Annotated in this window: 28 protein-coding genes; 10 read left to right on the forward strand and 18 right to left on the reverse strand. The window is 29.7% G+C overall.

Annotation, left to right across the window (positions count from 1 at the left end):
* Positions 1-199: 199 nt before the first annotated feature.
* The 3 genes from Q4512_RS14625 to Q4512_RS14635 form a co-directional block, all read right to left on the reverse strand.
* The gene (locus Q4512_RS14625; RefSeq protein ID WP_303425963.1) at positions 200-2,023 is read right to left on the reverse strand and encodes a PspC domain-containing protein; all 1,824 of its coding nucleotides are present in this window, start codon (positions 2,021-2,023) and stop codon (positions 200-202) included.
* A complete protein-coding gene (locus Q4512_RS14630) occupies positions 2,016-2,360 on the reverse strand; it encodes a PadR family transcriptional regulator (RefSeq protein WP_303425966.1) in 345 nt (114 codons plus the stop codon). The genes Q4512_RS14625 and Q4512_RS14630 overlap by 8 nt, the downstream gene beginning before the upstream one ends.
* Before the next feature lie 94 nt (positions 2,361-2,454).
* Entirely contained in the window at positions 2,455-2,901 is a 447-nt protein-coding gene (locus Q4512_RS14635; RefSeq protein WP_303425967.1) for a DUF4870 domain-containing protein, read from the reverse strand.
* Between the two features lie 144 nt (positions 2,902-3,045).
* Between Q4512_RS14635 and Q4512_RS14640 the strand changes: the two genes are divergently transcribed.
* The 7 genes from Q4512_RS14640 to Q4512_RS14670 all read left to right on the forward strand — a co-directional run bounded on the left by Q4512_RS14640 (position 3,046) and on the right by Q4512_RS14670 (position 8,225).
* Positions 3,046-3,507: a DUF4442 domain-containing protein gene (locus Q4512_RS14640; protein ID WP_303425968.1), complete on the forward strand. Its 462-nt coding sequence runs from the start codon at positions 3,046-3,048 to the stop codon at positions 3,505-3,507.
* Positions 3,508-3,569: 62 nt separating this feature from the next.
* Complete coding sequence (locus Q4512_RS14645; RefSeq protein ID WP_303425970.1) at positions 3,570-4,370, forward strand: TIGR00266 family protein; 801 nt, start codon at positions 3,570-3,572, stop codon at positions 4,368-4,370.
* A gap of 135 nt (positions 4,371-4,505) precedes the next feature.
* Positions 4,506-4,703, forward strand: coding sequence for a hypothetical protein (locus Q4512_RS14650; protein ID WP_303425972.1), 198 nt, complete (start codon positions 4,506-4,508; stop codon positions 4,701-4,703).
* Positions 4,704-4,815: 112 nt separating this feature from the next.
* On the forward strand, positions 4,816-5,169 hold the full coding sequence (locus Q4512_RS14655) for a hypothetical protein (RefSeq protein WP_303425973.1): 354 nt from the start codon (positions 4,816-4,818) through the stop codon (positions 5,167-5,169).
* Positions 5,170-5,341: 172 nt separating this feature from the next.
* Complete coding sequence (locus Q4512_RS14660) at positions 5,342-6,145, forward strand: MbnP family protein (RefSeq protein WP_303425974.1); 804 nt, start codon at positions 5,342-5,344, stop codon at positions 6,143-6,145.
* Between the two features lie 63 nt (positions 6,146-6,208).
* Positions 6,209-7,255, forward strand: a complete 1,047-nt coding sequence (locus Q4512_RS14665; protein WP_303425976.1) for a cytochrome-c peroxidase — start codon at positions 6,209-6,211, stop codon at positions 7,253-7,255.
* Positions 7,233-8,225, forward strand: coding sequence for a hypothetical protein (locus tag Q4512_RS14670; protein ID WP_303425979.1), 993 nt, complete (start codon positions 7,233-7,235; stop codon positions 8,223-8,225). Before Q4512_RS14665 ends, Q4512_RS14670 begins: the two co-directional genes overlap by 23 nt.
* Positions 8,226-8,421: 196 nt before the next feature.
* Here Q4512_RS14670 and Q4512_RS14675 read toward each other — a convergent pair whose 3' ends face one another.
* Positions 8,422-8,769, reverse strand: a complete 348-nt coding sequence (locus tag Q4512_RS14675; protein WP_303425980.1) for a hypothetical protein — start codon at positions 8,767-8,769, stop codon at positions 8,422-8,424.
* A gap of 719 nt (positions 8,770-9,488) precedes the next feature.
* Between Q4512_RS14675 and Q4512_RS14680 the strand changes: the two genes are divergently transcribed.
* A complete protein-coding gene (locus Q4512_RS14680) occupies positions 9,489-9,965 on the forward strand; it encodes an Hsp20/alpha crystallin family protein (RefSeq protein WP_303425981.1) in 477 nt (158 codons plus the stop codon).
* Positions 9,966-10,070: 105 nt separating this feature from the next.
* A complete protein-coding gene (locus Q4512_RS14685; RefSeq protein WP_303425982.1) occupies positions 10,071-10,559 on the forward strand; it encodes a hypothetical protein in 489 nt (162 codons plus the stop codon).
* A 102-nt stretch (positions 10,560-10,661) separates the two neighbouring features.
* On the opposite strand, the gene Q4512_RS14690 is transcribed toward Q4512_RS14685, so the two are convergent.
* From Q4512_RS14690 to Q4512_RS14755, 14 genes are all read right to left on the reverse strand, one after another.
* A complete protein-coding gene (locus tag Q4512_RS14690) occupies positions 10,662-11,588 on the reverse strand; it encodes a YwqG family protein (RefSeq protein WP_303425984.1) in 927 nt (308 codons plus the stop codon).
* 114 nt (positions 11,589-11,702) lie between these two features.
* The gene (locus Q4512_RS14695) at positions 11,703-12,305 is read right to left on the reverse strand and encodes a hypothetical protein (RefSeq protein ID WP_303425986.1); all 603 of its coding nucleotides are present in this window, start codon (positions 12,303-12,305) and stop codon (positions 11,703-11,705) included.
* A 158-nt stretch (positions 12,306-12,463) separates the two neighbouring features.
* Complete coding sequence (locus tag Q4512_RS14700) at positions 12,464-13,231, reverse strand: LytTR family DNA-binding domain-containing protein (RefSeq protein WP_303425987.1); 768 nt, start codon at positions 13,229-13,231, stop codon at positions 12,464-12,466.
* The gene (locus Q4512_RS14705) at positions 13,228-14,259 is read right to left on the reverse strand and encodes a sensor histidine kinase (protein WP_303425988.1); all 1,032 of its coding nucleotides are present in this window, start codon (positions 14,257-14,259) and stop codon (positions 13,228-13,230) included. Before Q4512_RS14705 ends, Q4512_RS14700 begins: the two co-directional genes overlap by 4 nt.
* Positions 14,260-14,316: 57 nt before the next feature.
* Entirely contained in the window at positions 14,317-15,009 is a 693-nt protein-coding gene (locus Q4512_RS14710) for a hypothetical protein (protein WP_303425989.1), read from the reverse strand.
* Positions 15,010-15,748: 739 nt separating this feature from the next.
* Positions 15,749-16,693 carry a DUF4240 domain-containing protein gene (locus tag Q4512_RS14715; RefSeq protein WP_303425991.1) on the reverse strand — a complete coding sequence of 315 codons (945 nt, stop codon included), beginning with the start codon at positions 16,691-16,693 and terminating at the stop codon, positions 15,749-15,751.
* Positions 16,694-16,847: 154 nt separating this feature from the next.
* Positions 16,848-18,329 carry a serine hydrolase gene (locus Q4512_RS14720; protein ID WP_303425993.1) on the reverse strand — a complete coding sequence of 494 codons (1,482 nt, stop codon included), beginning with the start codon at positions 18,327-18,329 and terminating at the stop codon, positions 16,848-16,850.
* Between the two features lie 221 nt (positions 18,330-18,550).
* A complete protein-coding gene (locus tag Q4512_RS14725; RefSeq protein WP_303425995.1) occupies positions 18,551-19,855 on the reverse strand; it encodes a serine hydrolase in 1,305 nt (434 codons plus the stop codon).
* A gap of 365 nt (positions 19,856-20,220) precedes the next feature.
* The gene (locus tag Q4512_RS14730) at positions 20,221-21,306 is read right to left on the reverse strand and encodes a nickel-binding protein (RefSeq protein WP_303425997.1); all 1,086 of its coding nucleotides are present in this window, start codon (positions 21,304-21,306) and stop codon (positions 20,221-20,223) included.
* A gap of 89 nt (positions 21,307-21,395) precedes the next feature.
* Positions 21,396-21,773, reverse strand: a complete 378-nt coding sequence (locus Q4512_RS14735; protein WP_303425999.1) for a DUF4242 domain-containing protein — start codon at positions 21,771-21,773, stop codon at positions 21,396-21,398.
* 256 nt (positions 21,774-22,029) lie between these two features.
* A complete protein-coding gene (locus Q4512_RS14740) occupies positions 22,030-23,253 on the reverse strand; it encodes an alpha/beta hydrolase (protein WP_303426000.1) in 1,224 nt (407 codons plus the stop codon).
* Between the two features lie 217 nt (positions 23,254-23,470).
* Complete coding sequence (locus tag Q4512_RS14745) at positions 23,471-24,178, reverse strand: hypothetical protein (protein ID WP_303426002.1); 708 nt, start codon at positions 24,176-24,178, stop codon at positions 23,471-23,473.
* A gap of 153 nt (positions 24,179-24,331) precedes the next feature.
* Positions 24,332-24,826 (reverse strand): hypothetical protein, encoded by a 495-nt coding sequence (locus tag Q4512_RS14750; protein ID WP_303426003.1) that lies wholly within the window; start codon positions 24,824-24,826, stop codon positions 24,332-24,334.
* A gap of 205 nt (positions 24,827-25,031) precedes the next feature.
* Positions 25,032-25,934 (reverse strand): LysR family transcriptional regulator, encoded by a 903-nt coding sequence (locus Q4512_RS14755; RefSeq protein WP_303426004.1) that lies wholly within the window; start codon positions 25,932-25,934, stop codon positions 25,032-25,034.
* A gap of 93 nt (positions 25,935-26,027) precedes the next feature.
* On the opposite strand from Q4512_RS14755, the gene Q4512_RS14760 reads away from it, so the two are divergent.
* On the forward strand, positions 26,028-26,624 hold the full coding sequence (locus tag Q4512_RS14760) for an NAD(P)H-dependent oxidoreductase (protein WP_303426006.1): 597 nt from the start codon (positions 26,028-26,030) through the stop codon (positions 26,622-26,624).
* Positions 26,625-26,715: the final 91 nt, after the last annotated feature.

The following is a 26,715-nucleotide window of genomic DNA, read 5'->3' on the forward strand; positions in this document are numbered from 1 at the left end:
AATCAGTACAACTGGATTAATTGGTTGGTTTTAACTCTTTGCTAAAATAAAATATCCAATGCTATTTTTATTATAGCCCCTACTAAATTGATCATAATTGTTTGTTTTTTGATTGATTAATTAATGATTCAAATATTATACTTTTTGTTAGTGATTAATAACTTTAATATCTGACTTGTTGATTTATTAGGATGAATTGTTAATCGTTTTCCGTTGATATTTTTATTCCATCTTCGTCAATTTTAACTTTAATGTCCTCCGAGTTTCCTCGAACACCATCTTCATCTATTTTTAAATTAGAGTCTTTGGTTTTTAGTTCTAAACCTTCATCATCTATTATAAGACTAGAGCCTTTGTCATTATTGACATCAATATTTAATTTGTAATTTTTATCCTCTTCCTCTTTTTCAGTACAATCTAAACAAGTTGCTTCATCATCTAATACTTTTAAAATGTGGCCAGAATCTTTATAATTAACTAAATTATTATTGGAGGTATAATAGTTTAAAAAGGATCTAGTATTCTTGTTTAAGTTTATAACTGTTCCTTCGGGTACATATAAAATTAATCTTACTTCTTGATCACTAAATTTATTATCTGCATTGGTTGTTAAATACGAGTCGAATTGTAATGTATTATTAACAAGCGCATAATTATAATCTATGTTTTCGGCACGTTCTTTAGCCGTTTGAAAACTTCTACCATCTGCATTTTTTTCAATGTGTAAAGTAGCTACAGAGTCTTGTGTAGACCTAATAACTATTTTTACGTCTGATGAAAAAATATATTTTTGGTCATCATCTCCATAAACTAGATGAAACGAATTATTATTTCTTTGCATACTTTTGTTGTAGTCATTATTGTCTATCATCTTAATATTTAAAGTGTCAATTGTTGCCATACTATATACTTCTTTATGTTTAATAGTTGCATCAAAAGCATGTTCTGTAGCTTGTGTAACACCAATAACAACAAGACCTATTATAGCCATTAACCATAAACCAAGTAAAGAGTATTTTGCAATATTACCAATAGATTTTAGGTTATTAATTAATATCTTTAGACCTAAATAGAATACAAAGAAAAATGGGATTCCAATTGCAAATAAAGCCAATAGAGAAACTAACCAAACGGGAGTTCCTGCAGCATTTGCGGTATCTACTATGTCAAATCCTGGTACGTTAATGGCATCAGAAATGCCTACCGTAAACATTCCTATTATTAAACCTATTAAAGCAGAAGCACCTATTATTATTAGTATAACTCCAATAAATTTTGCAGCTACTTTTAAGAAAAACATAAAAATATCTCCAATAGTGTCAAAGAACGAAGTAGATGTTGACTTTAAGGAGTTACTTTTTTTTTTAAAGTCGATGTTTTTTGCTGCATCACTAACCGAATCGGAAACGTTTTTTGCAACATCTTGAACCGTATCTGAAACAGTAACAATACCATCTTTAATTTTCTTTTCGATATTACTAATGTTTACCGGTTCTCCTTTCATCATTAGTTTGTCACTTGTGGTAACGGCTTCAGGAAGTAAAATCCATAATAAGATATAAAGTAAAACTCCAGTTCCAGCACCAAATATTAAAAGAATCCAAATTAAACGAATCCAAATAGCATCTATACCAAAGTAATGGGATAGTCCTGCAGAAACACCACCAACATAGGAGTTATCTGTATCTCTAAACAGTTTTCTGCTAGAAGTTTTATTGCTAGAAGAATATTGTTTTGGTTCATCTTCAAATATTTCATCGTCTACTATGTAATCTTCGGGTTGCCCCATAATAGTAATTACATCGTCTACTTCTTTAATACCAATAACTTGCTTGTCGTGTTTTACGCGTTCTGTAAAAAGTTCAGCAATTCTTGCTTCTATGTCAGAAATAATTTCCGAGCGACCTTGAGAGTCTGTAAACGAACGTTTAATAGCCTCCAGATAGCGTTGTAATTTTGTATATGCATCTTCATCTATATGAAAAAATATACCTGCTAAATTTATGTTGACTGTTTTATTCATTATTTGTTGATTTTTGTCTTGTTACTATATTTACTGCGTTTTGTAATTCGCTCCAAGTGGTAGTTAATTCTTTAAGAAACAATTTTCCCGTTTCAGTTAAACCATAATATTTTCTTGGAGGTCCTGAGGTAGATTCTTCCCATCTGTAATTAAGAAGTCCTGCGTTTTTTAATCTAGTAAGTAAAGGGTAAATTGTTCCTTCTACTACTAAAAGTTTTGCGTCTTTTAATGTTCCTAGAATTTCTGCAACATACGCATCATCGTCTTTTAAGACCGAGAGTATGCAGTATTCTAGTACACCTTTACGCATTTGTGCTTTTGTGTTTTCTATCTTCATAGTTTCCTTTTAATTTTGTTATAACTGTTCATTTTTTGATGATTAAATGGTTGATGATTAATTTGTATTTAACGAGTGATTAATTCGTTTGAAATTATTTTAAAAAATTGATGGTTAACGGATATTTAAAAAATTCGCCATCTCTTGCTGTTAAACTTGCTTTAATAATAAACACTAGTTCTAATAGAAAAGCAATAACTGCTAGCCCGGCAAAAGCACCACCAATATATAATAAAGGAGAAGGCTTGTCTAAGTTTATACTAATGTTTTCAAAAGCATTAATATTTATAAAATCTATTTGTTTAAAAATATTAAAGATGAAAAACGGAACCGTTAGCAACCCTATTACAATACTATATAGTAAAATACTTATCTGAAAATTAATAGCCTGCTTTCCGTGTGCATCTACAAATTCTGATTTATCCTTATTAGCAACCCAAAGTATTATTGGTCCAAGAAAATTTCCTAAAGGAATAATGAATCTTGAAAACGTAGATAAATGTATAAAAGTTGCAATGTTTTTTTGATGGTTGTTTACCATGATCTAAAAGTATATAATAGTTTCTTATACAAATATATGTCTTTAAAAAGGTATTATGTTACGCATAGTACTAAAAATTAACAAAATTTTAACAAATTGAAATGTCAAATATTTTCGATAGTTTTGGTGAAAATTATATCTATAATGAAGCTAACACCTAGAAAAATTAATACTTTTAATCTGTTTAAGTTACCATCCGTTTTTTTTACAGGAGTACGAGTAAAATCTATTAATAATGAAGCTTGTACTGTATATGTTAAACATAGATGGATAAATCAAAATCCTTTTAAATCTATGTTTTGGGCTGTGCAAGGTATGGCTGCCGAATTAACAACTGGTGCTTTAATGCTAATGAAAATTAAAGAAAGTGGAAAAAACATTTCTATGCTAGTAGCAAATAATAATGCCACTTTTACTAAAAAAGCGACAGGTAAAATTATGTTTGCTTGTAATGATGGAAATAAAATCGATGATGCAATTGCTAAAGCTATAGAAACTGGCGAAGGGCAAACCATTTGGATGCAATCTACAGGAACGAATGCAGATGGAGTAGAAGTATCAGTATTTAATTTTGAATGGAGTATAAAAGTGAAGTCTAAAAAGTAATTTGTAACAAAAATTAAAACAAAACTACTCATATACATATTAATCAAATAAACCAATAAAAAATGACAGCACACGAAATCGATTACAGAATATATGGTGAAGAAATGCAATACGTAGAAATTGAGTTAGATCCTCAAGAGGGTGTTGTAGCAGAATCTGGAAGTTTTATGATGATGGATGATGGTATTAAAATGGAAACCATTTTTGGTGATGGCTCGCAAAAAGATACTGGCTTTTTAGGTAAGATTTTAGGGGCGGGAAAACGTATTCTTACAGGAGAGAGTTTGTTTATGACTGCTTTTTATAACAATCTTGACGGTAAACGTAATGTAAGTTTTGCTTCGCCTTATCCAGGAAAAATAATACCAATTGATTTAACCGAATTTGGCGGAAAGTTTATTTGCCAGAAAGATGCATTTTTATGTGCAGCTAAAGGAGTAAGTATAGGTGTAGAGTTTTCTAAAAAGCTAGGAAGAGGTTTATTTGGAGGAGAAGGTTTTATCATGCAAAAATTAGAAGGTGATGGTATGGCGTTTGTTCATGCTGGAGGTACCATGGCTAAAAAGGAATTAAAAGCTGGGCAAACTTTACGTGTAGATACAGGCTGTATTATTGGCTTTGACCAAACCGTACATTATGATATTGAATTTGTTGGTGGTATTAAAAATACCGTCTTTGGAGGAGAAGGTCTATTCTTTGCAAAGCTTGAAGGTCCTGGAACTGTTTTTGTACAATCTTTACCTTTTAGCAGATTAGCAGGAAGAGTATTAGCAAGTGCACCAAGAACAGGAAGTAGTAGTAAAGGAGAAGGTAGTATACTAGGTGGAATTGGCGATTTACTAGATGGAGATAATAGATTTTAGTTAATAACTTTTAGGTGTTAAAGTTTTGTTTAAATAGAAATGCAATGCAGTTTTTTCACTATATTTAATCCATATATAAACAAATAGCCTATAAAACATTTCTACTTTTTTATTTCAACTAAACCTAATAAAATTATGGCAAGAGCAATGTTCGAGTACACCAAAACGGTACTTAATAAAGTGAGTTTTGATGCTACTTTGTTTTGTAAAGAAGTGCAAAAAGCTATTAACAGATTATTACCTTATGAAATTGAGGAACTAAAGATATTTGTTGAATCACTTGTAAAGCAAAACCCAGAACTAAATCAATGTTTAATCTATTTAAAACCATAAATTAAAAGCGACTATAAAGTCGCTTTTTTTAACTAATTTAATTAGATTAATTTTAAGTTTCATCTTATCTTTGGCCAAAAATATTAAACTGAAAAAAATATTTATTTACATATTGTTATTAGCATTTGCTTTTAAGCCAATGTATTATGTAAGTCAAGTGCTTTACTACCAGCTTAATATTGACTATATTGTAGAAACCTATTGTGTTAATAAAGAAAAACCAACGCTACAATGTAATGGTAAATGTCATTTAGCAAAACAACTGCAACCAACTTCTAACACTAGTAATAGTGATGATGCTATTTCAAGTCTTGTAGAAGCATTTACTTTTGTTTATTATAACGATTATCCTTCCTTAATATTTAATACTGTTTTCTTATTAGAAAGCAGAGAAAAATCTTTTTTTTATACTAAAAACTATACTTATAAATTCGAGTATAGTCATTTTAGACCTCCAACGGTATAATTTTATTTTACGGATTAGACTACTTTTAGAGTCTTTATCAAATAAGCTTTTAAATATTATATAAGCTCGTTTCTATATGCGAAATGTTGCTTCAACTAGTAATAAATTATTAGGAATAGTATTTAAGATTTTTGATACAAATTAACAATTCAAAATATTTAAATTATACAAAATGAAATTTTTAAAATACACATTTGCGTTATTAGCATGCGCAGCAATTACTTCTTGCTCCTCAGACGATGACAATAACAATTCAGAAGATTTAACAGGGCAAACAGGAGAGCTAATTCTTAAGTTTGACAATGGAGTAGGAGATCAAGACTTTATTTTTGGTACAACATATAGCAAATCTAACGACGAATCTTTTCAATTAGATAACTTAAAATACATTATTAGCAACGTACAATTTACAGATAGTGATGGTAATATTTTTATGTATCCAGTAGAAGATAACGTGTTTATTGTAGACGAAACAGATGGTAATAATGCAGGTGAAATCTATATTACTTTAAACGATATAGATGCAGCAAATTATGTTTCGGTAAGCTTTGGAGTTGGTATAGATCAAGATCGTTTTGCACTTGGAGCAGATGGTCAAGGAGATTTTTTAGACGAAGCTTCAGAGGAAGGAATGATGTGGAGTTGGGCTTCTGGTTATAAGTTTATTCGATTAGATGGTACTTTTTCTACCACGACACTTACAAACGAACCTTTAAACGTTCACATGGGAAGCGTTGGTACTGCACTAGACAATTATCGTGAAGTAACTTTATCTTTTCCTAATACCGTATTAGTAAGAGAAACTACTTCTCCAGAAGTGCATATTAAAGCAGATATAGCAAAAGTATTTGACGGTACAACAACTGCAAACTTTGCAGATGGTTACGATCAAGTTCATACAGATGTTAATGAAACTCCTATTATAGCAGATAACATTAATGCGATGTTTACTGTACACCACGTACATAACGATTAATTAGTAAATAAAAATCAAGGAAAGTAAATAACGCTTTCCTTGGTTTTACTAAATACATATAATATGAAAAGAATAGTTCTTTTTTTATTGGTATGCTTTGCTTTTTTATCTTGTAGTGAAGATTCTGAAACAGAAGCATACGTAGCAATTCCACTTGAAGTCGTATTGCCAGAAAATTTTCCAGATATAGCTTATAATCTAGATAATAATCCTGTAACTGAAGCAGGTTTCGAGTTAGGTAAAGATTTGTTTTACGAAGGTAAATTATCTTCTAATGGAGCAATTGCATGTGCTTTTTGCCATGAACAAGCTTTTGCATTTACACATCATGGACATAATTTAAGTCATGGTGTAAATGGAGGAGTAGGTTTTAGAAACGCGCAACCTATTCAAAATTTAGCATACCAAACTTCTTTTATGTGGAATGGTGCAGCTTCTCATTTAGATTTGCAACCAATTATTCCTATTACTGCAGAAGTAGAAATGGGAGAAACCTTAAGTAATGTAATCTCTAAATTAAGTGCAGATCCCGAATATCAAGTAAAATTTGCCAAAGCTTTTGAAGATGGTGAAGTAAGTACAGAAAACATGCTCAAAGCATTATCACAATTCATGCTAATGATGGTTTCTTCAAATGCTACCTACGATAAGTATGTAAGGCAAGAAGACAACGTTACATTAACAGCAATAGAATTAGATGGATTGAATACATTTCAACAAAAATGTACCTCCTGTCATGCTACCGATTTATTTACAGATCAAACGTTTAGAAATAATGGGTTACCAATAAATCCACTATTAAATGATACTGGACGTTATGAAATTTTAGAAGATCCTAACGATTTATACACATTTAAAGTGCCAAGTTTAAGAAACGTTGAGGTTACTGGACCTTATATGCATGATGGAAGATTTACAACTTTAGAAGTGGTTTTAGATTTCTACGATTCTGGAGCTGTAGATAATGGTAATGTAGATCCTTCTCTTTTAAGGGAAGATAATACTTATGGTATAACATTAAACGATTACGAAAAAGAAAGTTTAATAGCTTTTTTAAAAACACTAACAGATAACGAATTTTTAGAAGATGAACGTTTTTCAGAATTTTAAAACCGGAATTGTAGTATTTGCAATTACACTTTTATATACCAATATTGCGCAAGCAAGTCGTATAGAAAATCCATGTGCTAATCACGAACCATTTAAAGTGTATTGTGATTTGTGTGGTTGCTCTACTAGTAGCGGAAGCTTTGGTTTTGGTACCTTAAGCAATGCTAATTTTGTAGGAGTACGGTATATTTATCAAAACTTTGAATCTAGAAATGGTATTTTCGAAAATTCGCCAGTTAGTAAAGAAACCTTTAATACCTACCAGTTATGGGCGCAAATACCAATAAATAATTCTTTTTATGTAAGTGCGAATTTGCCATACCAAGATTTAACTAGAAATTTTAATAATGCTAAAGAAAATATAAACGGTTTAGGTGACGCTAGTCTTATAGGTTGGTATAAACTACCATTTTATAAAAAGCAAAAGGAAGATAAGGTAGATTTTAATGCCGAAAGAGAAGCTTCTGGACATTCGCTGCAGTTTGGATTGGGAATTAAATTACCTACAGGTAAATTTGAAGAAAGCTTAGCAGATAATATAAATCCAGGATTTCAGGTTGGTACAGGAAGTGTAGATGGTATTTTTTCTTTAGGATATAATTATGGAGGAGAAAAATATGGCGTAAATACACTTTTTAGCTATTACTTGAAAGGTGAAAATAAAAACGATTATCAATTTGGAAACCAGTTTAGTTATGCTACAAATCTGTATAGAGCATTTGCAACAGAAAAAATGAATATTATGCCTTTTGTTGGTGTATCTGGTGATGTTTATAAAAAAATCACACAGTATGATGAAACTCTAGAAGATACAGATGGAAACATTCTTAATGCTTCCTTTGGATCGGAATTAGCAATAGATAAATTTATTTTTGGTGCGAGTTATACATTGCCAATTAGCCAGAGTTTGTTTGGAGATAATGTAGAGTCTAAACAACGCGTATCTGTTTATGTAAACTTTGCGTTATAATCTGATTGCAAATAATTTTAAAGTTTTATACTATTTATAAAAGCAACCAGCTCTTAATTAGAATTAAGAGCTGGTTTTTTTACTGCTTTAAAAAGTAATAAATGATATAGGGATTTTGTAATTATTATTTGATTTCATTATTGATATTTTGAATTAACTCCTCTATCTCTGGTGTAAATATCTTGATTTTAATTTTTTAACTCCAAACACGATAATCAATATCTGCAAGTAGCCAGATAAATTTTGGTTTTTTTAAAATGTCCTCCGGAACACGATTAACTACCCAATTGTTGTTTTTATCAAGGAATGGATCTTCGCGAAATGAGAGCAGTAAATCTACATTAGGCCTATAGCGTCTTGTAGTATGGTCTATTTGGGTATGATAATCAAGCAATCTGAAACCAAAGAAATTAATAAGTTGATTTTTAATACTGTCATTCGAAACACGATCAATTCCAAAGGATTTAAGAGCATCATATGGGCCTCTTTTAAACTGTAGATAATTACCCAAGTTTAATTTCCATAAATCGGATTGTATAGACATATCGAAAAAAACGTGATTATTTGTAAGATTTGTAAAATAATCTACAGTATTTTTTAAGGTAGTATAAGTTTCATAATGTTCCTGCAAATTTGATAAATCTAATCTTAAGTATTTTCAATTTCTGACAACATTTTTACTTCATATACTCTATTTTTTTGCTGGATATAAATTATTAATCCGTAGTGCAATCAAAATACCAATAAGAACAAGCACAATCTCGCCAATTGCATAAATTAAATATTTGCCAAATTTGTTTTCAGTTCAAAGTTATTGTCTTATTCGTCTAAAAAACTTAATCATTGGTTAGTGGTAGTGATGTATAATGATTTTATTTATAATTAGTTACGTTCTTGGTGTAACTAATTTAACAAATACAAACCAAATAGAAAATTAGAGCAGATTTTAGTATGTTGGCAAGTATTATAAATGAATTATATAAGGTGTTGTTTGTAGTGCCTTTCTAATCTTTGTTATTTAATTTATAATTGAGTAATTCGTTTATTGTTTTTGAAAAACGGCCTGAATTAAAAGGTCAAATTGACATTTTTCAAGTGAAAAAATGACAATATCACTGAATATTTGGCATTTTCACTTAAGATTTCATTAAAATTTTCACATAAAAAGCGATGAATTCATTTTGGTATTTTTTTTGTAAAAAACTATAAAGAAGTCATATGATTTCAAATTTGAAATAATGTTTAATTTAAAATTTTTTAATTATGAGCAATTTAGTAACTGTTCCTAAAAATGGAAGTTTATCAAACACGAATTCAAATGTAAACTTCCCCAATTGGTCTAGCTGGTTAGATGATATTTTTAATAGAGACCTCCCTTCCGTATTTACGTCAAATTTCAATACTGGAATTACTTTACCTAAAGTGAATATTAAAGAAGCTGCTGATGCCTATATAGTAGAAATGGCAGTTCCTGGTCTAAAAAAATCGGATTTCCAAATTGACCTAGAAAGTCAAGTATTATCGATTTCTACAGAAACGAAAATAGAAAACGAAGAGAAAGAAGAGAACTATACTCGTCGTGAATTTGGATATTCTTCGTTTAAAAGAACTTTTAGTTTGCCTGAAACTGTAGATGAAGATAAAATAGAAGCAAGTTATAGCGATGGTATTTTAAGTATTCATTTACCTAAAAAAGAAGAGGCAAAACAAAAGCCTGCAAGAACCATTAAAATTTCTTAATTACATAAAGCTATAGTTACATGTTGAAGATGAGGCTGATTTTTCGGTCTCATCTTTAACTATTATTGTTTGATTTATAGGTTTTTAATTTTAAAATTTAAAATAATGAAAAAATATATTTTATTGTTAATGATAATTTTTTTGTGTTTTAGTTGTAGTGGACAAGATAATGAAGCAAATAAAATAGAATCACAAAAAAGTGAAAAGAGTATAGTTGAAGTGCCTAAAGGTAGTTGGAAGGTTGATAAGGAATTTGATGAAAATGGAAATTTAATACAATACGATAGTATTTATTCTTGGTCATCTAATGACAAATTCAATACTCTTTCAAATTTTAGTAGAGATAGTTTGATGCAATCTTTTAAATCACGTTTCTTTTCTGATTTTTCAAAGTTTAAAAATGAAGGATTTGAAGATGTTTTTTCTCAAGATTCCCTTTTTAGCAAGCGCTTCTTTAATGATGATTTTTTTGGAAGCTCTTTTGGAAAAGACTTTATGGATATTGATAAAATAAGAGAGCAAATGCTTGAGAGGCAGAAGATTTTTTTAGAAAAATACCAGTCAGAATTTATTAAAACTGAAGACGAAAACTAAATAGTTTTCGTCTTTTTTTAGTTTAACAAAAGTCATAAATATATAAAAACATAAACGAATCACTTTTTCTCTAAGTTTTATACACGTTGTTTACTCACGCATTTATGTGTCTTGAATAATAAAAACAACTTTACTAAAATCTTTTGTCTTCAAATCAATTTTTCTAATTCCAAAATAACAGCCTGATATTCCAATAGCCTCAAACTTTCCCCACATTCCAAAACTTAAAAGGTTAATAAAATCTGGGCGTAATTCTTGAACTTGTTTTTTTATATTCTCATCCTTATAATCCCTTGATTGCAAATAAGAGTATGCCCAATCAACTTCTACGGCATCTTGAATTGGACAAGGTGTACCTAAAGTTGTTTCTCCTTCACAAAATTCAAATTGCTCTAGAATTTCTTCGTACAATTCATTATCCTTTTCCGATAAGCCTAAATTTTGATATTTCCAAGTATATGTTGTTGCTGGTAATCGAAATTCAAGATCCATATCTATTGGCACTTCTTTAAAGTTAAATTCTGTAGGTAAATCTTTCGGGAATTCCGTTTTTTTTATGCTACTTAAATTTCCGTTATAATATAATACTTGATATTTTTCTTTCTCCATTTGGAATTGATAATTTGAACCATATTCGCTCTCTGGTTTATTAAAATGGGTGAAAAAGTATAAAATACCATCCTTTGGAAGTATATTTTCTTTATCCAAATGAGAGGTTTGTTCTAAATTAATTTGAGCAAAAAATACCATTGGTTCTCCTTTAAAATTCGGCCACTTTGTATTAACAGGTAAATCTGGAGTCCCACCAAATTTTGAGTTTCCAATTTTATGCGATTTGCCTTCTGATAAATAAATGTTTGGTTCAATTAATGAAATTACCTTTTCTGGTTCTTCCCATTCGTATTGTTTTAATTCTGTTATTAATTTTTGCTTTTCTTTTTCGTAATTAGAAGGTTTTTTATTTCCAAAACATCCAAAAAACATAGTTGAAGATATTAAAATTAATAATAGGTGTAGCGATTTTTTCATGTATTGTACATGTTTATGTAAGCTTTGTTACGTATTTTAACAACTAAGTTAGTAAATAATAGTCAAATGTAAAATTCGTTTGTGTTTTCGTAAAAAGCTAGAACAGGCAATTAATTAAACATGTTGTTGCAGTACGTTTTTATTTCCATTTCGAAATAAAATTAGAATAAAACCAATTAGAGTTATCGCATATCCAAAAATTAGCCGAAAAGGTAACGGGATGATATGCCACAATATTAGATTAGCGATTAAAATTATTACTATTCCTGTCTTATTGTTTTGAAAGTAATTAAAGCTTAAAATCAATAAACCAAGGTTGAAAATTTTAGAACTTGGCCCTATAGTCATAAAAGGTTTCCATATTGATGGAACTTTTGAAATATGATTCGTGAATTGATTACGCAGTTCTTCGTTTGGAAAGCTCCACCAAATGAAGTCCAATACACACATTCCAATAATACAAGTAATCCCTATTAAAGTTAAAGGAATTCCAAGGATGCTAAATATTTCTTTAGGAAAAGAAACAACTTGAGGGATTAATAATACTACTCCAACTAACAAAAACCAATGTGCAAAATCAATAGGTTCTTGAGCGTATACAAAATCATTTCCTTTAGACATTATAATCTGACCAATTAGAAAGAAAAATAATCCAATTATAAAGCATGATTTGTATATGAACTCCGTTTTGTTTTTTACTTTTTTAGTTGTTTTCATTGGCTTTTTGCATGCACTATTATAGCTTAATATAGGCTTTTTTTTTGTAGATTTAAGTACTAAATTTAGCAAATAAAAACCGAATAGAATATTCCGAAAGAATATTTGTAAGTAGGATAGAGCTAGCAATTAATTTATATGTTGTTGTGCAATCGCTTTTATTTTTCAATCCATTTTCGAAAAGAAGCTGTCTTGCTTTGACTGGTTTTAAAATAGGTTTTAATAGCTTTTATTTTAATGGCCAAGATATTTTTGTTGTACCGCTCAATTTTTTCTACGTGTTGTTTGTTTACGAGAGTACTACGATTTATCCTAAAAAAATATTCCGTATTAAGCTCTTTTTCTATCTCGCTTAAAGTGGGTTTATTTAATAAGTGTTTTTTGCCTTTAATGTCATAAGCAAAAATAACACCTTCACTAGCTTCAAAGAAAGTAATGTTTTCCGTATCCAAAAAGTAAATTCCCTGATGCGTATTAATAGTAAAGCGTTTTTTGTAGGTGTTTTTTTCGAAGTTTTGTTGAATAAGTTTAGTAAGCTTATTCAGTTGTAGATTTTCATTAGAATATGACGTTTTCAAAAGTAGAAACTTATCCCAAGCTATTTGAAAACGATCTTTGGAAAATGGTTTTAATAAATAAGCTATTCCATTACTTTCAAAAGCATTCATCAAAAACTGATCATAAGCTGTAGTGAAAATGATAGGACAAGAAACTTGAACTCGCTCGAAGATTTCAAAGGCATTACCATCTAACAATTCTATATCTGAAAAAATTATATCTACGCTAAAGTTACTAAGGAATTCAATTGCTGTTTCTACAGTATCAATCTCTGCTACTATTTTGGTTTTGGTTTCTAATGCTTCTAGAAATCTTTTTAGTTTCTTTCTTGCAGGTATTTCGTCTTCTATAATGAGTATTTTTATCACTTTACTAATGTATTTATTATAGGAATAATAACGGAAAAGGTACTATCAGACTTTTGAATTTCTATAGGATTCTCGATTAATAATTTATATTGCTCTTTTAAGTTATTTAATGCTCTTCCTGAAGTTGATTTTGCATTTCTTTTGGCAATATAATTGTTTGTTATTTTTATTCTTTTGTTTATTTCAATTTTTATAAAAACTGGACTTTCTGAAGTTCCTAAATTATGCTGGACTGCATTTTCTATTAGTAACTGTAAGGATAGCGGTACGATATAGCCGTCCGTGTTTTCATTTTTAATTACTAATCGGTATGCGTTTCCATATTTATGTTGAATCAATCTAAAGTATTGTTCTGCAAAAATTAATTCTTCTTTTATGCTAACAAACTTTTTGTCTGATACTTGTAAAATATACCTGTAAATTTCTGCAAATTCATTCAAAAAATAAGATGCTTTGTTTTTGTCTTCATCAATCAATTGGTCCAAAACATTGAGATTGTTAAAAAGGAAATGCGGGTTAAGTTGGGTTTTTAGTTGTTTAATTTTATTTTCTGAAATCGCTTGGTTATACTTAATTAGCTTCTTTTGTTTATTTATATTCTGATTATAGTAGTAATATACTAAAAAAAAGCTGCCATAAATAATTCCGTCCAATAGATTAGAAAAGGTAGATAGAATAAGAGTTTGTTGATTAAAATTACGTTCAATACTATCAAAAGCATAGGCAATCATAAAACCAATTACTTGCATTGCAACCACAAAACTAAGAAGCGAAGCACCAAATATTTTCAATAATACTTTTATTCCAAAAACATCAGATGTTTGCCATTTTCTAATAAAAAAGAGAAGGATTAAAAAAAGAATACATACTGAAACCAATGTAGCAAAAGCAGCTTCTGGTGTAAAGGTATAAGCGTTAATTTCTTGCCTTACTATAATGCGCTTATAAACAGATTGTATGTATGCAAACAGTAAAATAAACAGCAAAAAATGCCAATTAGAATATGCGGTATATAATAGTTTTTTCATTTGTAATCAAATTTAAAAATAGTACTATATCGGTATAGTGTTATTTTATTAAATATGTTATTTGGTTTTTTCTGGGAACGAGGCAATTGTATTCCCCTGTTCGTCATAAAATTCGAGTTTGGCTTTATTCTCTTTGTCAATATAAAACATAGCCTTCGGTAGTCCTTTATCATCAAAAAGAAACAAGCCGTTATTCTGACTTCGTGTTTTTCCGAGCAATACTCTTGGCACTCCGCCTATCAATTCGTTTTCTTCATATTCCTTTTGTTTAATCTTCATCGTTTTTGGATCTATTTTACGAAGTTCTTGTAGCTCCTTTATTATTTCAGCTGTTTTTAATTGGGATTCTTTACTTGGCCGATCGTTAAATACCAAACTGCTGCTAACAAACCTTTTGTCTCCTTTTTGATAATCCTTTGTTAACAATTGCATTACTTGGTCGCCATCATATTGGTCATAGGTTAATGATAATCCCGAGCTGTGACCATTTTCATTTTTCTGTCCATCGTAAATGAAACCACCACATTCTATTCCGTCTTCGTTGTAAAATAGCATTCCCGAACGCTTTTTTCGTTCTTCATTTGTAGGCCTTGCATTGATTTTATCACTTCCGTTAGGAAAGCGATCAACGTTTGTAATAATCATCTTTACAGTTCCGTTTGCTTCTACAATATTGATTCTTTCGACATCAATTTCGCTGAATTTTTGATTACCGTTTTTTTTGAAACCTGAAGTGGTTATTAAGATCATTCCGGCTACAGTAGCTATGGCAAAAGCTCTTAAAAAAATTAATTCTCTTTTCATTTTTTGTTATGTTATAATGTTAAAATTTGATAGAGCAAATCTATTTCAAAGAGACTTTAAGTTCAATAACTAAACAATGGTGTAAGGAAAAAAACTAATGAGCTAAGGAATTTACCTTTTGAGTTTAACTTAGATGTCTAGTCCTGAAATATGGCTACAGGTTAAAATTGAATTTACGCTGATAATTTATATACCATATTTGATGTTTTATAGGCTAAAGATAAGTGTAATCTTATTTCGTTGTATAAATTAATTAGATTTTTTGTTGCTCTTTTTGAAGAGCTTTGATTCTTGATATTTCGTCTTTAGTTTCCATTTTGCTATGGTGTTCATTTAGTCTTTGCGATTGTACTTTTTATTCCACACATTCACTGTTTTGACGCTATAGAGTAGAGTTTACAAAGTTCACTTTTTTTGTGTTTTCCAGCACTAAGTTCGGTTAAAATTTTTAATTTAAAGGGTTCACTGTAACGTCTAATTACTTTGTCATTTTTGTACATAATGTTTAAAATTATGTAGCCTTTATTAAGGACGGGGCAGCATTAAAGCTAACGTGTTTGTAAATGAAAAGTTGCGTTTTTGTGAGCGAGGATTTTCCGTAGTAAAATCAGACGTAAAAAAGTGCAACTAACTTTATTTAAGCACTAATTTAGCGGTTTTTTATATACGATGTTGGCAACCGTTTCTATTTCCATCCATTAATATTTGAATATGTTTCATAGTCGCAACCAGATTCGTATTCAAAGTCCTTTTTCATTTTCTGTTCATAAGCAGAAGTTGCAAGATAGAGCAGTGGTTCAAAATCTAAGTCTTTTGGCATTTTTTCAGAATCCAATATCACACTTTCAAACATACTTTTGCCATTGGCAATTACACAACATCTTACATATAGAAAATAATCGGCCGAAAAATATTCTTTTCCATATGAGTTTTTTCCAATATTCTTTGCGTTTTCCTCATTGTCCAACAAATAGAGTTTGTAGCTTAAATTCTCTTGAAACTGTTTTATTTCAGTCACTTTTTTATTAGCTAAAAACTTAATTGCTGTCAACATTCTTTCTTCATCATCACTTTTTGACCAATCGATTTTATCAATAACCTCCCAAAATGATTTTTCGTCCATCATTTTTTTAGGTTTCATATTTCTCTTTCGGTATTCTTCAGCTCTTTTTTCCGATGCAATTTTAGCTATCTCTACTTCTTGTTGAAATTCTTCTTTTTCATTTTCCCACCTCCATTCAAAAAAAGCATCTTGCCCAAAGTTTTTATCAAAAGCCCCATAGTATGGATAACATCCATTTGTGCCATCACCAATTTTGATTTTAAAATTTCGTTCCTCTTTTTTTAAAGGAATGTTGCCCAAATATTCAAAGTTTTCTATTCCTTTTAATATTCTTATTCCAATCGCAGATTTGTTGTTACAGAAGAAACGATTCTCAATTAAAATTTCTGTTAGGTTTTTATCGTTTAGTTTTGGTTTTTCTAATCCGATATATTGTGTAATTCCAACTAAAATACATTCTAAATGTTTTGTAAAACTCGTTTTTCCATTCGTTTTTAATATTCTGAATGCTCCGAAAAAATTCCTTTCGAGTTTAGAAATAAATATGTCTCCTTCTTTTACGGTCATTTCTCAAATGGTTGCAATGTTTGTATATGATTTGTTACGTGGTTATGTACGTAATTTAGCAAATAAAAATCGAATAGAAAATCCGCGAGGATTTTCGTAAGTAGGCTAGAACTAGCAATACATTATATACGGTTTTAGCAATAGTTTTTTTACTCTAGTTTTTTTTTAACAATTCATTCAATATTTTCGTTGACCCTTCACTACCTAATTCCACAGCTTTTGTATAACTTTTTATAGCTTCTTCTTTTTTATCATATTTTAAATAAGCTTCACCAAGTGAATCCCATAAATTGCCATCTTCAGGGAATAATTTCACATTAAGTTTAAATAGTTCTAACGCCCAAGCAGGTTTTTCCTCTTTTTTCAATCTGCTATATGCTAGTCGATTTAGTATTGCATGGTCGTTAAATTCATTATTAAGTTCTTTCTTTAAAAAATCTGGTAATTTTTCTGCATTTACAGATGGATTCGTTTTCATAAATTCATGAATTAATTCATAAATGTTCTTGGAAATTGGTGTTGTGGTATAATTTGAATCAAAAATCATTTTACCTATTTCTCGGGCAACGTTTTCTGATTCACTACCTAAAAATGCATTTGTTATGTATATAACAACTACATCATCATCATCATCTAAAAATCTAACAAAATCTGCAAAATACAATCCATTACTACCATTATGAGCAACGATTTTCGTGTCTCTATTACTTTGAGATATTGCCCAGCCATAACCATAGTACGAAGTCATTTTATCATTTTCGGCTACATACGGTGTTTCTTGGATTTCTTTAGTTTTTGATGTTAAAACAACCTTGTTTTTTAAAGCTAAATGCCATTTATATAAATCTTCAATGGTGGAATGAATGTCTCCCTTACCTATACTATACCAATGTTTGTCATTGAAAGGAAGGTGCTGTTGGGTTGTTCCCCAATCTTCCCATTGCTCATCATTTCTGTTATAGTAGTAGCCATGTGCTAGTCGTTCTGTACTAAAGTTGATGCTTTTATATCCTGTGCTTTTCATTTGAGAAGGTTCAAACAAATAGTCATTTAGAAAAGAACTATACGTTTGCCCTGAAACGGACTCCAATATAACCGTTAACATGATGTAGTTGGCATTTGCATATTGGTACTTTGCGCCTGGTTTAGATTGTAATTCTGATTCAAAGAATTCTTTTAGAAACTGTTGTTTGCTTGCCTCATTATATCTAAAACCACCAGTTCTATTAGAAATTCCTGATGTATGAGTTAATAATTGATGAATAGTTATATCCCTTTTATCAATAGGTGTCTGAATAATATATGAACTTATTTTATCTGATGTTTTAATTTTTCCTTGTTCTACAAGTTTTAAAATAGCTGATGCAGTAAATTGTTTAGTTACTGAACCAATATTAAAGACTGTAGATGGTGAATTGGGTATTTTATTTTCTCTATCTGCCCATCCATATCCTTTAGATAAAATAATTTCTCCCTTTTTAGAAACTAAAACAACTCCAGAAAAGCCATTTGTAACGCTTGCCTCCAAATAAGTGTCAATTCTATTAAATAGTTCTTTATTTGAGCTTTGAGAAAAAGAACTTAATGTTAAAAAGGTTAAGAAAACGAAAATTAGTACTTTAATAGATGAATTCATTTTTTGATTGATTGATTGATTGATTGATTGATTGATTGATTGATGAATAAGTCTATCAGTTTTCTATTTTGTTACATTTTTTAAATGTTTGGTAACTTGTTTATGTAAGATTAGTTGCGTGTTTAAGTAACTAATTTAGCAAATAAAAACCGAATAGAAAGTCCGCGAGGACTTTTGTAAGCAGGCTAGAACCTAGCAATCAATTATACACGTTGTTGCCATTAGTTTGTTTTTACATTTATTTTTTCAATTCTGTTTATCATTTCTTCTGCATTTGTATTTTCAGGATTGAGTTCTAAAGATTTTTGATAGCTTATTTTTGAGAATTCAAATTGATCATTTAAGAAATAACTTTCGCCCATACTATCAAATGCATTTGATGAATTTGGGAATTCTGAGATAAGTAATGTAAAAATACTAATAGCCTCTTCTATTTGACCTTTCTTAATCAAATCATAGCCAAGTTGATTTAATTCATTTTCATCCGAAAAATTATATTCAGAAAAATTTTGCTTTTTTAAGTTTTTATAAAGCTGAATTCCCTCATTAGCATTATCATAACATTTTTCTCTAATTGCGAGATAAATTGATTTCTGTGGTATTGAAAAGGAATTGCCTTTTAAAATATTTTCGACTGCATTAGTTATTTCTCGAAGCTTACGGTTTTTATTATTTGTCATTAAAACGATTGATAATTCTTCTTTCACATTATAATGGATAAAAGATTCATAATTGAAAGATGATCCATGATGTTGATGAATTAGCAAAGTGTCATTCTCAATTACCCCAATTCCTAAAGCTGAAGAACTCTCCTTAGAATGCGAATCAAATAAAGTAATTAGCGATTTATCAGATATAAACTGTCCTGAATGTAAGTTGATTATCCATTTATACATATCATTTGCAGTAGGGTTTACCCAACCAGAGAATTCGATATCCATTGCTCTATCATTTACAAAAGCATTATTAAAAGCGGTTACTAATTCAGGGTTTTGAGTATCCGCGTCAATAATAGCATTTGTCATACCGGCAGGAATAAGTAGGTTTTTTTGAATGAAATCATTAAAACTCACTCCAGATACTTGTTCAACAATTCTTCTTTGTAGAAAAACATTATTGTTACTGTACAAGTAATCTGTGCCAGGTTTAAAACTTAGATGTTTAATATTTTTTAATTCGTTATAGATATCTTTGTCATTTTTAATATTGTTCCAGTTGATTCTTGGCAGTCCACTAGTATATTGAAGTAGATGCCTAATACTAATGGTATTTGACCATTCTGGTAATTGCAATTCAAAATTTGAGATTTTATCATCCAGATTAAGTAACCCTCTTTCATTTAAAACCATTATCGCAACAGCGTTGAATTCTTTTGCTATAGAACCAATGTTAAATATTGAGTTTCTACTAAGTTTTTTTGATCTAGAGGCATCTGAATATCCGAATTCATTTTGATATACAATATGATTGCCCTTTGCTATAAGGATATTTCCGTTGAATAATCCACGATCAAATGACACTTTCATCAATGTGTCTATTTGGTTTATTGTTGTTTCAGACAAATACTTTGCCGTCGGATTGTTTTTGTTTTGACAGTTTGTGAAAAAGATTATTGATGTTAGAAAAAAAAGAGAGTTTTTATTCTATTCATTTTTTGAAATTTTACTGAAAGACTATAAATTAATTAAACTGTTGCAGTTTTTAATTAATGGCAACGGTTTTGTATAAGATTAGTTCCTTGTTTAAGAAACTAATTTAGTAAATAAAAACCGAATAGAATATTTGTAAGCAAGCTAGAACTAGCACACGATGTTACCTGATGGCTTTTCTTCTTCTGCACTAGTTTAAATCGTAAATAAAGAACTTTGTCTAATTTTTTATATGCTAATTGTTACTTCTTATATTTTGAAGGTAAAACACCGTAAGCTTCATGAAAACATTTCGAAAAGTAAGTTGGACTACTGAATCCTGTTTGATAAGCGATTTCAGAGATGTTTGACGATTGTTTATCTAGTAATTCAAGCGCTTTATTCAATCTAAACTCTTTAATGAAACTGTTTGGTGACTTCCCTATTATTGACATTATAGTTCTATACAGTTTTGATTTACTTAAGCCTAAATTTTTATTAAAATTTGTGACACTTATATTCGAATTTGCCCAAACACTTTCAGTATAATCAAATAAACGAATTAGAAATTCCATTTCTGTAATGCTTAATGGTTTAATGCCTTTAATATTAATTGGATTATTTTGATTTTCACTTTCGTATAAATCTTTAACTTCTGGCGTTAATATTATGTTTCCATTTATAACATAAGTCAAATATTCCGCTTTTTTAATAGTATCTTCAAATATGCTTCCTTTGTTAGTAACAGGAATTCCTGCGCTTATGCCAATTTTGAAATCTAGATCTGGTGTAATAACACAATTGTGCAATTCTTGGATTTTCACAGCACTTTCAACAGCATTAGTGACAGATGAAAAAGACATTAAAAATGAATTAGATTCTTGCTTAACGACACATCCTTTTTTCATGTTTACAATATTGATAATCGATTTACTATAGCCACGAATGGCTGCTCGCAAGGTTTCAATATTTTTAGTTCTTAAGGTGTTTTTATTGAATTTTACAATCATTAAGGTTCTAAAAGCCGGATCGTTAATAATATTTAGTTCAGTATTCTGTGATTTTTCAGGGTCTTCAATACGTCCTAAAAAAGATTCAACAAGAGTATCATTTACTTCTATTATCCGTTGCGGTACAGCTCCATGAGATTTTTCATGAAGCTCTTTAATAGCTTCTTTATTTGGTGCTTCAATTAAACAAAATGCTGTTTGTCGTCGTTCATCACACCAATAGGTTAAACCACGACAGTTGTATTTATGTTCAATTTTTAAATCCGCTTGATGCATTTCAGCTACATGAGCAGCAGTTACACCATCTGGCAAATCATGAAAATCCATAAATATTGGCATGAGAAATATATTTTATGTATTATACTATTTTTATTAAGAAGCTGTCTGTTTTAATACCTTGACAGCTCCTTAAAAGAGTTTTATATGTTTTAAAGTTCCGCTGTTGCTGGACTAATTACTGTTTTGACTTCACTTATTGAATTTGCAGGAAAACCACCTTTTTTTGCGTGTTCTTCAATTAAGGCTTTATTTTCTGCTTTGTAAACACAATATACTTTATCACCAGTAACATAACTGTGTTGCCATTCAATTTTTGGTCCCATTTCTTTCAAGACAGAACATGATGTTTGAGAAATTCCTTTCAATTGTTCAGTTGTTAATTCTCCTGCTCCTGGAATATTGCGTTCAATTACATAAGTTTTCATAATGCCATTGTTTTTAATTGTTGTTTGATTTTCTTTTTCTTGTGCTTGTGTATAATTCAGAGTAAACACAATTAGGACTAAAATTAATTTGATTGTTTTCATAATAAATGTTTTAATTATTAATACTTCAAAATTAAAAGAGTTTATAATCAATCAATTATGCTTTTAGTTCAAAAAATAACAATTTTGGTTCAATGCTTTTTTTTCAGCTTGCAGGTAACAGTGTTTGTGTAAGGAAAGTTACGAATAAAAGCGCGAGAACTTTCCGGTTTATAAATGTAGTAAATTAGAAAAGATGGAACAAAGGAAAAGTACAAAAGCAGCAATTTTATTTACACGATGTTAGAGGCCGTTTTTATTACTCTCCTAATTCCTTTAGTTTAGCTTGAGCTTCTTGATTTGAATCTATTCCTACTGCTTTTTTATAGTTTAATATGGCTTCTGATTTGTTTTTTTGAGATAAAAAGTAATTCCCCAAAGCAACAAAACTTTTTGATTCATTAGGATAGAAATCAGCATTTAGTTCTAAATATGCCAAGGCTTTTTTAGGAAGATTATGTCCATTCAACATAAAGAACCCAACTTGATTTAGCAATTCCCAATCAGGCTTTACTTCACGTTTCATACGAACGCTCAATTTTTTATAGTGGGTTTTAAATGGTTCTGTTAATTCTTTGGCAGAATATTCTTTTGGTGTGTTAAAACGCCACATTTCTGGAAATGGAAACCAAGAGAAAATAGACCGTAATCCATTATACTGGGCTGGAACAACAATGCTTCCGTGGTCTTCATTCTCAAAGTATTCCCATTTAAAATTAATCTCTTTATTATTTTTCACTAATAGGTCATGAAACTTTAAATTTGCTCTAATCTGTTCAGTAGGAATTGTTTTGTCTTTTCTAACTTTAACCGTGTCCATTGCTTTGCCAATACTATTGGCTACAGCTATATATAATGATTTTTCTTTACGATTTCCTTTGTTTAGTAGTTCTTGAGTTTCTTTAACCAGATTTTCTTTGTCCCACCAAAGACTTGGGTCAATTGCCAAATAATTATCAAAAGAATTTTCGTGATTTAAGAATGAATAAAGTACAAACAGACCTCCTGTAGAATGACCAATAATGGTATTGTTGTTTTCGGTTGGGTATTTGTTGTTTATATATGGTTTTAATTCTTCGTCTATAAACTTTATAAAATTACTGGCACCTCCAGAAGTTTCCGATTCGTTTCCGCGTTGAAAAGGAACATTAGTATGCGTAAAATCTCTTGTTCTATCTGTATTGGTAATGCCAACTATTATAGATTGAGGAATTTTGAAAGGTGTTAGTTGTTTTTGCATTCCAGTAATAACATAAAATTGTTGAGATGCGTCCAATACATAAATAACTGGATATTTTTTAGTGCTATTAAAGTCTTCAGGTGTATGTATCCAAATTTCTCTTTGTTCTTTTAATATTTTAGAATATAAACTATCAACTTTCCCAACAACTATTTGCTTTTCGCTATTTTGATTAAATTGTGCTATTCCTTTGAAATATAGGAACAAGGTAATTATGGTTAATACAATTTTAGACTTTCTCATTTGTTTGCTAAGGTTTTAGTTTGTAATTATTTCTTTTGGCTAATTGACAACATCAAAAATAATTCCAGACTTGTCCTTTTACCTATCGTGTTCTTAAATCCCCTCTAAAGTGTTTGTGTAAGATTAGTTGCGTGTTTAAGTAACTAATTTAGCAAATAAAAACCGAATAGAAAGTCCGCGAGGACTTTTGTAAGTAGGCTAGAACTAGCAATAAATTTTACACGAGGTTGTAGGTAGTATATGCATCATTAAGAATCAAATTATTCTGATTTATAAACGATTCAATTTTTTTCATTGACTCTTTGGAATAAATATAAAACCAAATTTGTCCAGAATAATGAAATGAAAAAACTGTTTTCAAAGTCTCTGAATAGAAAAAGTTGTTGCCGTAATAATTTGATTGAACCAAATTGAAATAGTTGAGTAACATTTTTTCCAATTCAGAATAGTCAGAGACTAAAATTCCACCACTATAATTTGAGTCTCCGATAAACTTTTTAAAATTGGAATAAGCAGTTTTTGTTGAAGGATGGTGACCTTCAATTTTTTCATGAAACCAAGGTAAATTAAACAAAGGAATGAAAGTATATTCAATCTTATTTTCTTTGGCAAATAACGTTATTATTTTACTCAAGTATACAATTTCATCTTCATCGGGAGGTGAGTCAATCACAATATTGCAAATCATCTCAAAATCTTGTTTCTTAATATCGTCAGTGATTTTTTTAAATTCGTTAATTTCTTTATCGAATATTTCGTTCAATTCATTCTGCGAATAAAAGCGATCGGTATCAGATTTTTCATCATAATATTCACCTTCCTTTCTTGCAGCACTTTCAGAAGGATACCTTGTGTTTTGCCAGCCAGATATGAACGATGCAAATATTGGATCTTGAAGGACTTTTTTTCTGCTTAAATATTTCATCTATATATTACCTACAACGTTTATGTATAAGAATAGTGCGGTTTTGTGTGCGAGGATTTTCCGTAGGAAAATCAGACGTAACAAAAGAGCAACGATCATTATTTAAGTACCAATGTAGCATTTTTTTATACACGATGTTGTAGTGCGTTTTTATTATTCAGTTGTTCGTTTAAAATTCTTATCGATTATAAATTCGGTTGTTGTTGATATTTTTGAATCAGGTTCTAATCCATTCGAACCATTTATTACGCATTTCCCATCCATTTTCGCAATTATAGAATTGGCTTTTATCTCTAAAATTTCAATCCTAAAGTCTTCTACAGTTTCGTGAGAGAAGTAATAAATATTTGATAAGTATTCGTCCCTTGAATAATCGTATCCACTTTTTTGAGGTATAATCATTTTTTCGGTCAGTTTTGGTTCGGCTGAATTTAAAATTGCTGTTACCTCAATCGTAGGTTCAGCGTGCACCACTTTTTCTAATTCTTTAGAGCGTTTTATTGCAAAGTCCGTTTCAATATAAATCACAAATTCCCATCTATTTTTTTCTACTTCATAAAGATTATATTTAGCATTTTCAATATGGAACAATTCTTCTCCAAATTCTTCGTGTTGAATTATTAATTCATCTTTTTTGTCGTTCTTCATACTGGTGAATAATATTGCTGTTAACAAAAGCAAAAATATTGTAATTGAATTTCTGTTCATCGGCTGCATTTAACGGTTTTGTGTATGGCTAGTTGCGTTGTCTGGAACTAAGTTAACAAAAGAAAACGAACCATTAGGAAAATCCGCTAGGATTTTTTGATTACACACTGATTAGCAATTGGTTATACGCGGTGTTGTACTGCGTTTATTTCATTTTTGATGTAAATATATTCTTAATTGTATCTAATTCTTTTTTGTATTTTAAATCCGTTCTTGAAGCAAAATATAAGGTGTTTTCCGTTTTTACTTTTCCCTCCCAAACTAAATTTATTTCGTTTCTTAAAATTTGTTCTCGACATAAAAAATCTGGAACTAATGCAAGTCCGTTTCCATTGTTTAAACATCTTATAATAGAAGTAATATTTGGTAAGATATAGTTTGGTTTAAAAGCAGGTTTCTTATTAAAGTTCTCAAACCAAAAACGTCTAAAATGTTCCATTTCGTTTGATGAACTATACCAAACATTTTGAAGTAGTTCCTCTTCTAACTTATTTAAATTTTTTGAATTAATGTGGTTTTGTATTTTAGTTACATTGGTTTTATTTCCTGCTATTAAAACGATTCTTTCTTTTGAAAAAGGGATATACTCAACTAATGATTTTTTTTCATTCTGTTTTTTAGGTGTTATTACTAAATCTAAAATTCCATTGTTTAGGTCTTTTATTAAATCTGTATGTGCTCCAAATCGAGCTACTAGGTCAAAGTCTAGTTTTGGAATTTCGGGTTCAATAATAAGTTGAAACATTTCAGAGCACATTCCTACATTTAAAGATGGATTTTTTTCTTGCGTTGTTTTTTTAAAATGCTGTTCTGCTATTTCAAGTTTTTTTAAAGATTCAATAATATATTCATATAAAAATTTCCCATCTTCTGTTGGAATCATTTTTCGCGAAGTACGTTCAAATAGTTTTTTGCCAACATAAGCTTCTAAAGCATTTAAGTGTACACTAACTCCAGGTTGAGAAGCATATAAAGCAATAGAAGCTTTGGTCAAAGTTCCGTTTTCATATATTTCTTTAAATGTTCTATACCATTCTAAATTTACCATAACTATTAAAATATTGATACAAAGGTATGATTTGTATTATTTTTACAATAATAAATATTGATTTAGTTTTGCCTAATATAAAATAAGAGACAAATGAAAAACATATTTATAATTAATGGAAGTCATCCATTTGCACATTCTGGTGGAAGATTTAACGAAACACTTTTCAATAATACTATTTCATATTTTGATTCACATGAGGGTTTTGAAGTGAAATTTACTCAAGTAGGTGAAAATTATAATGTGAAAGAAGAAGTTGGAAAATTTAAGTGGGCTGATATAGTGATTTATCATACTCCAATTTGGTGGTTTCAAATACCGTTTGGATTCAAAAAATATATAGATGAAGTTTTTACTGAAGGTCATCAAAATGGAATTTATGCAAGTGATGGAAGAAGTAGAAAAAATCCAAATATCAATTATGGGACTGGTGGTTTAATGCACGGAAAAAAATATATACTAACTACAAGTTGGAATGCACCTAAAACCGCTTTTACTTTAGAAAATGAATTTTTTAATCAAAAAAGTGTAGATGAAGGTGCTATGTTTGGCTTTCACAAAATGAATGCTTTTACAGGAATGGAATTATTAGCAACACATCATTTTCACGATATGGAAAAAAATGCAGATGTTCCTTTTGAGTTGAATAATTACAGTGTTTTTTTAAATGATTTAATGATTAATTTGTAATTTATCTGGTGCTGCATTCAAGGTTCTAACGCAACAAACGTTGCTTTTTTTTGTTAGATACTAAGCTACATTTTTTAGTTCAGAATCCATA

The sequence above is a fragment of the Oceanihabitans sp. 2_MG-2023 genome (assembly GCF_030547245.1).
In the GTDB taxonomy this organism is placed as follows: domain Bacteria; phylum Bacteroidota; class Bacteroidia; order Flavobacteriales; family Flavobacteriaceae; genus Oceanihabitans.

What these genes read in the sequence shown, in the direction of transcription:
- Q4512_RS14650 (WP_303425972.1), top strand. Translation starts at nt 4,506, where the DNA reads ATGGCAAGAGCAATGTTCGAGTACACCAAAACGGTACTTAATAAAGTG.
- Q4512_RS14690 (WP_303425984.1), bottom strand. Translation starts at nt 11,588, where the DNA reads ATGAAAAAATCGCTACACCTATTATTAATTTTAATATCTTCAACTATG.
- Q4512_RS14715 (WP_303425991.1), bottom strand. Translation starts at nt 16,693, where the DNA reads ATGACCGTAAAAGAAGGAGACATATTTATTTCTAAACTCGAAAGGAAT.
- Q4512_RS14625 (WP_303425963.1), bottom strand. Translation starts at nt 2,023, where the DNA reads ATGAATAAAACAGTCAACATAAATTTAGCAGGTATATTTTTTCATATA.
- Q4512_RS14695 (WP_303425986.1), bottom strand. Translation starts at nt 12,305, where the DNA reads ATGAAAACAACTAAAAAAGTAAAAAACAAAACGGAGTTCATATACAAA.
- Q4512_RS14635 (WP_303425967.1), bottom strand. Translation starts at nt 2,901, where the DNA reads ATGGTAAACAACCATCAAAAAAACATTGCAACTTTTATACATTTATCT.
- Q4512_RS14760 (WP_303426006.1), top strand. Translation starts at nt 26,028, where the DNA reads ATGAAAAACATATTTATAATTAATGGAAGTCATCCATTTGCACATTCT.
- Q4512_RS14705 (WP_303425988.1), bottom strand. Translation starts at nt 14,259, where the DNA reads ATGAAAAAACTATTATATACCGCATATTCTAATTGGCATTTTTTGCTG.
- Q4512_RS14630 (WP_303425966.1), bottom strand. Translation starts at nt 2,360, where the DNA reads ATGAAGATAGAAAACACAAAAGCACAAATGCGTAAAGGTGTACTAGAA.
- Q4512_RS14685 (WP_303425982.1), top strand. Translation starts at nt 10,071, where the DNA reads ATGAAAAAATATATTTTATTGTTAATGATAATTTTTTTGTGTTTTAGT.
- Q4512_RS14745 (WP_303426002.1), bottom strand. Translation starts at nt 24,178, where the DNA reads ATGAAATATTTAAGCAGAAAAAAAGTCCTTCAAGATCCAATATTTGCA.
- Q4512_RS14665 (WP_303425976.1), top strand. Translation starts at nt 6,209, where the DNA reads ATGAAAAGAATAGTTCTTTTTTTATTGGTATGCTTTGCTTTTTTATCT.
- Q4512_RS14680 (WP_303425981.1), top strand. Translation starts at nt 9,489, where the DNA reads ATGAGCAATTTAGTAACTGTTCCTAAAAATGGAAGTTTATCAAACACG.
- Q4512_RS14735 (WP_303425999.1), bottom strand. Translation starts at nt 21,773, where the DNA reads ATGAAAACAATCAAATTAATTTTAGTCCTAATTGTGTTTACTCTGAAT.
- Q4512_RS14750 (WP_303426003.1), bottom strand. Translation starts at nt 24,826, where the DNA reads ATGAAGAACGACAAAAAAGATGAATTAATAATTCAACACGAAGAATTT.
- Q4512_RS14740 (WP_303426000.1), bottom strand. Translation starts at nt 23,253, where the DNA reads ATGAGAAAGTCTAAAATTGTATTAACCATAATTACCTTGTTCCTATAT.
- Q4512_RS14725 (WP_303425995.1), bottom strand. Translation starts at nt 19,855, where the DNA reads ATGAAAGTGTCATTTGATCGTGGATTATTCAACGGAAATATCCTTATA.
- Q4512_RS14640 (WP_303425968.1), top strand. Translation starts at nt 3,046, where the DNA reads ATGAAGCTAACACCTAGAAAAATTAATACTTTTAATCTGTTTAAGTTA.
- Q4512_RS14720 (WP_303425993.1), bottom strand. Translation starts at nt 18,329, where the DNA reads ATGAATTCATCTATTAAAGTACTAATTTTCGTTTTCTTAACCTTTTTA.
- Q4512_RS14670 (WP_303425979.1), top strand. Translation starts at nt 7,233, where the DNA reads ATGAACGTTTTTCAGAATTTTAAAACCGGAATTGTAGTATTTGCAATT.
- Q4512_RS14645 (WP_303425970.1), top strand. Translation starts at nt 3,570, where the DNA reads ATGACAGCACACGAAATCGATTACAGAATATATGGTGAAGAAATGCAA.
- Q4512_RS14710 (WP_303425989.1), bottom strand. Translation starts at nt 15,009, where the DNA reads ATGATCTTAATAACCACTTCAGGTTTCAAAAAAAACGGTAATCAAAAA.
- Q4512_RS14675 (WP_303425980.1), bottom strand. Translation starts at nt 8,769, where the DNA reads ATGTCTATACAATCCGATTTATGGAAATTAAACTTGGGTAATTATCTA.
- Q4512_RS14730 (WP_303425997.1), bottom strand. Translation starts at nt 21,306, where the DNA reads ATGCCAATATTTATGGATTTTCATGATTTGCCAGATGGTGTAACTGCT.
- Q4512_RS14660 (WP_303425974.1), top strand. Translation starts at nt 5,342, where the DNA reads ATGAAATTTTTAAAATACACATTTGCGTTATTAGCATGCGCAGCAATT.
- Q4512_RS14755 (WP_303426004.1), bottom strand. Translation starts at nt 25,934, where the DNA reads ATGGTAAATTTAGAATGGTATAGAACATTTAAAGAAATATATGAAAAC.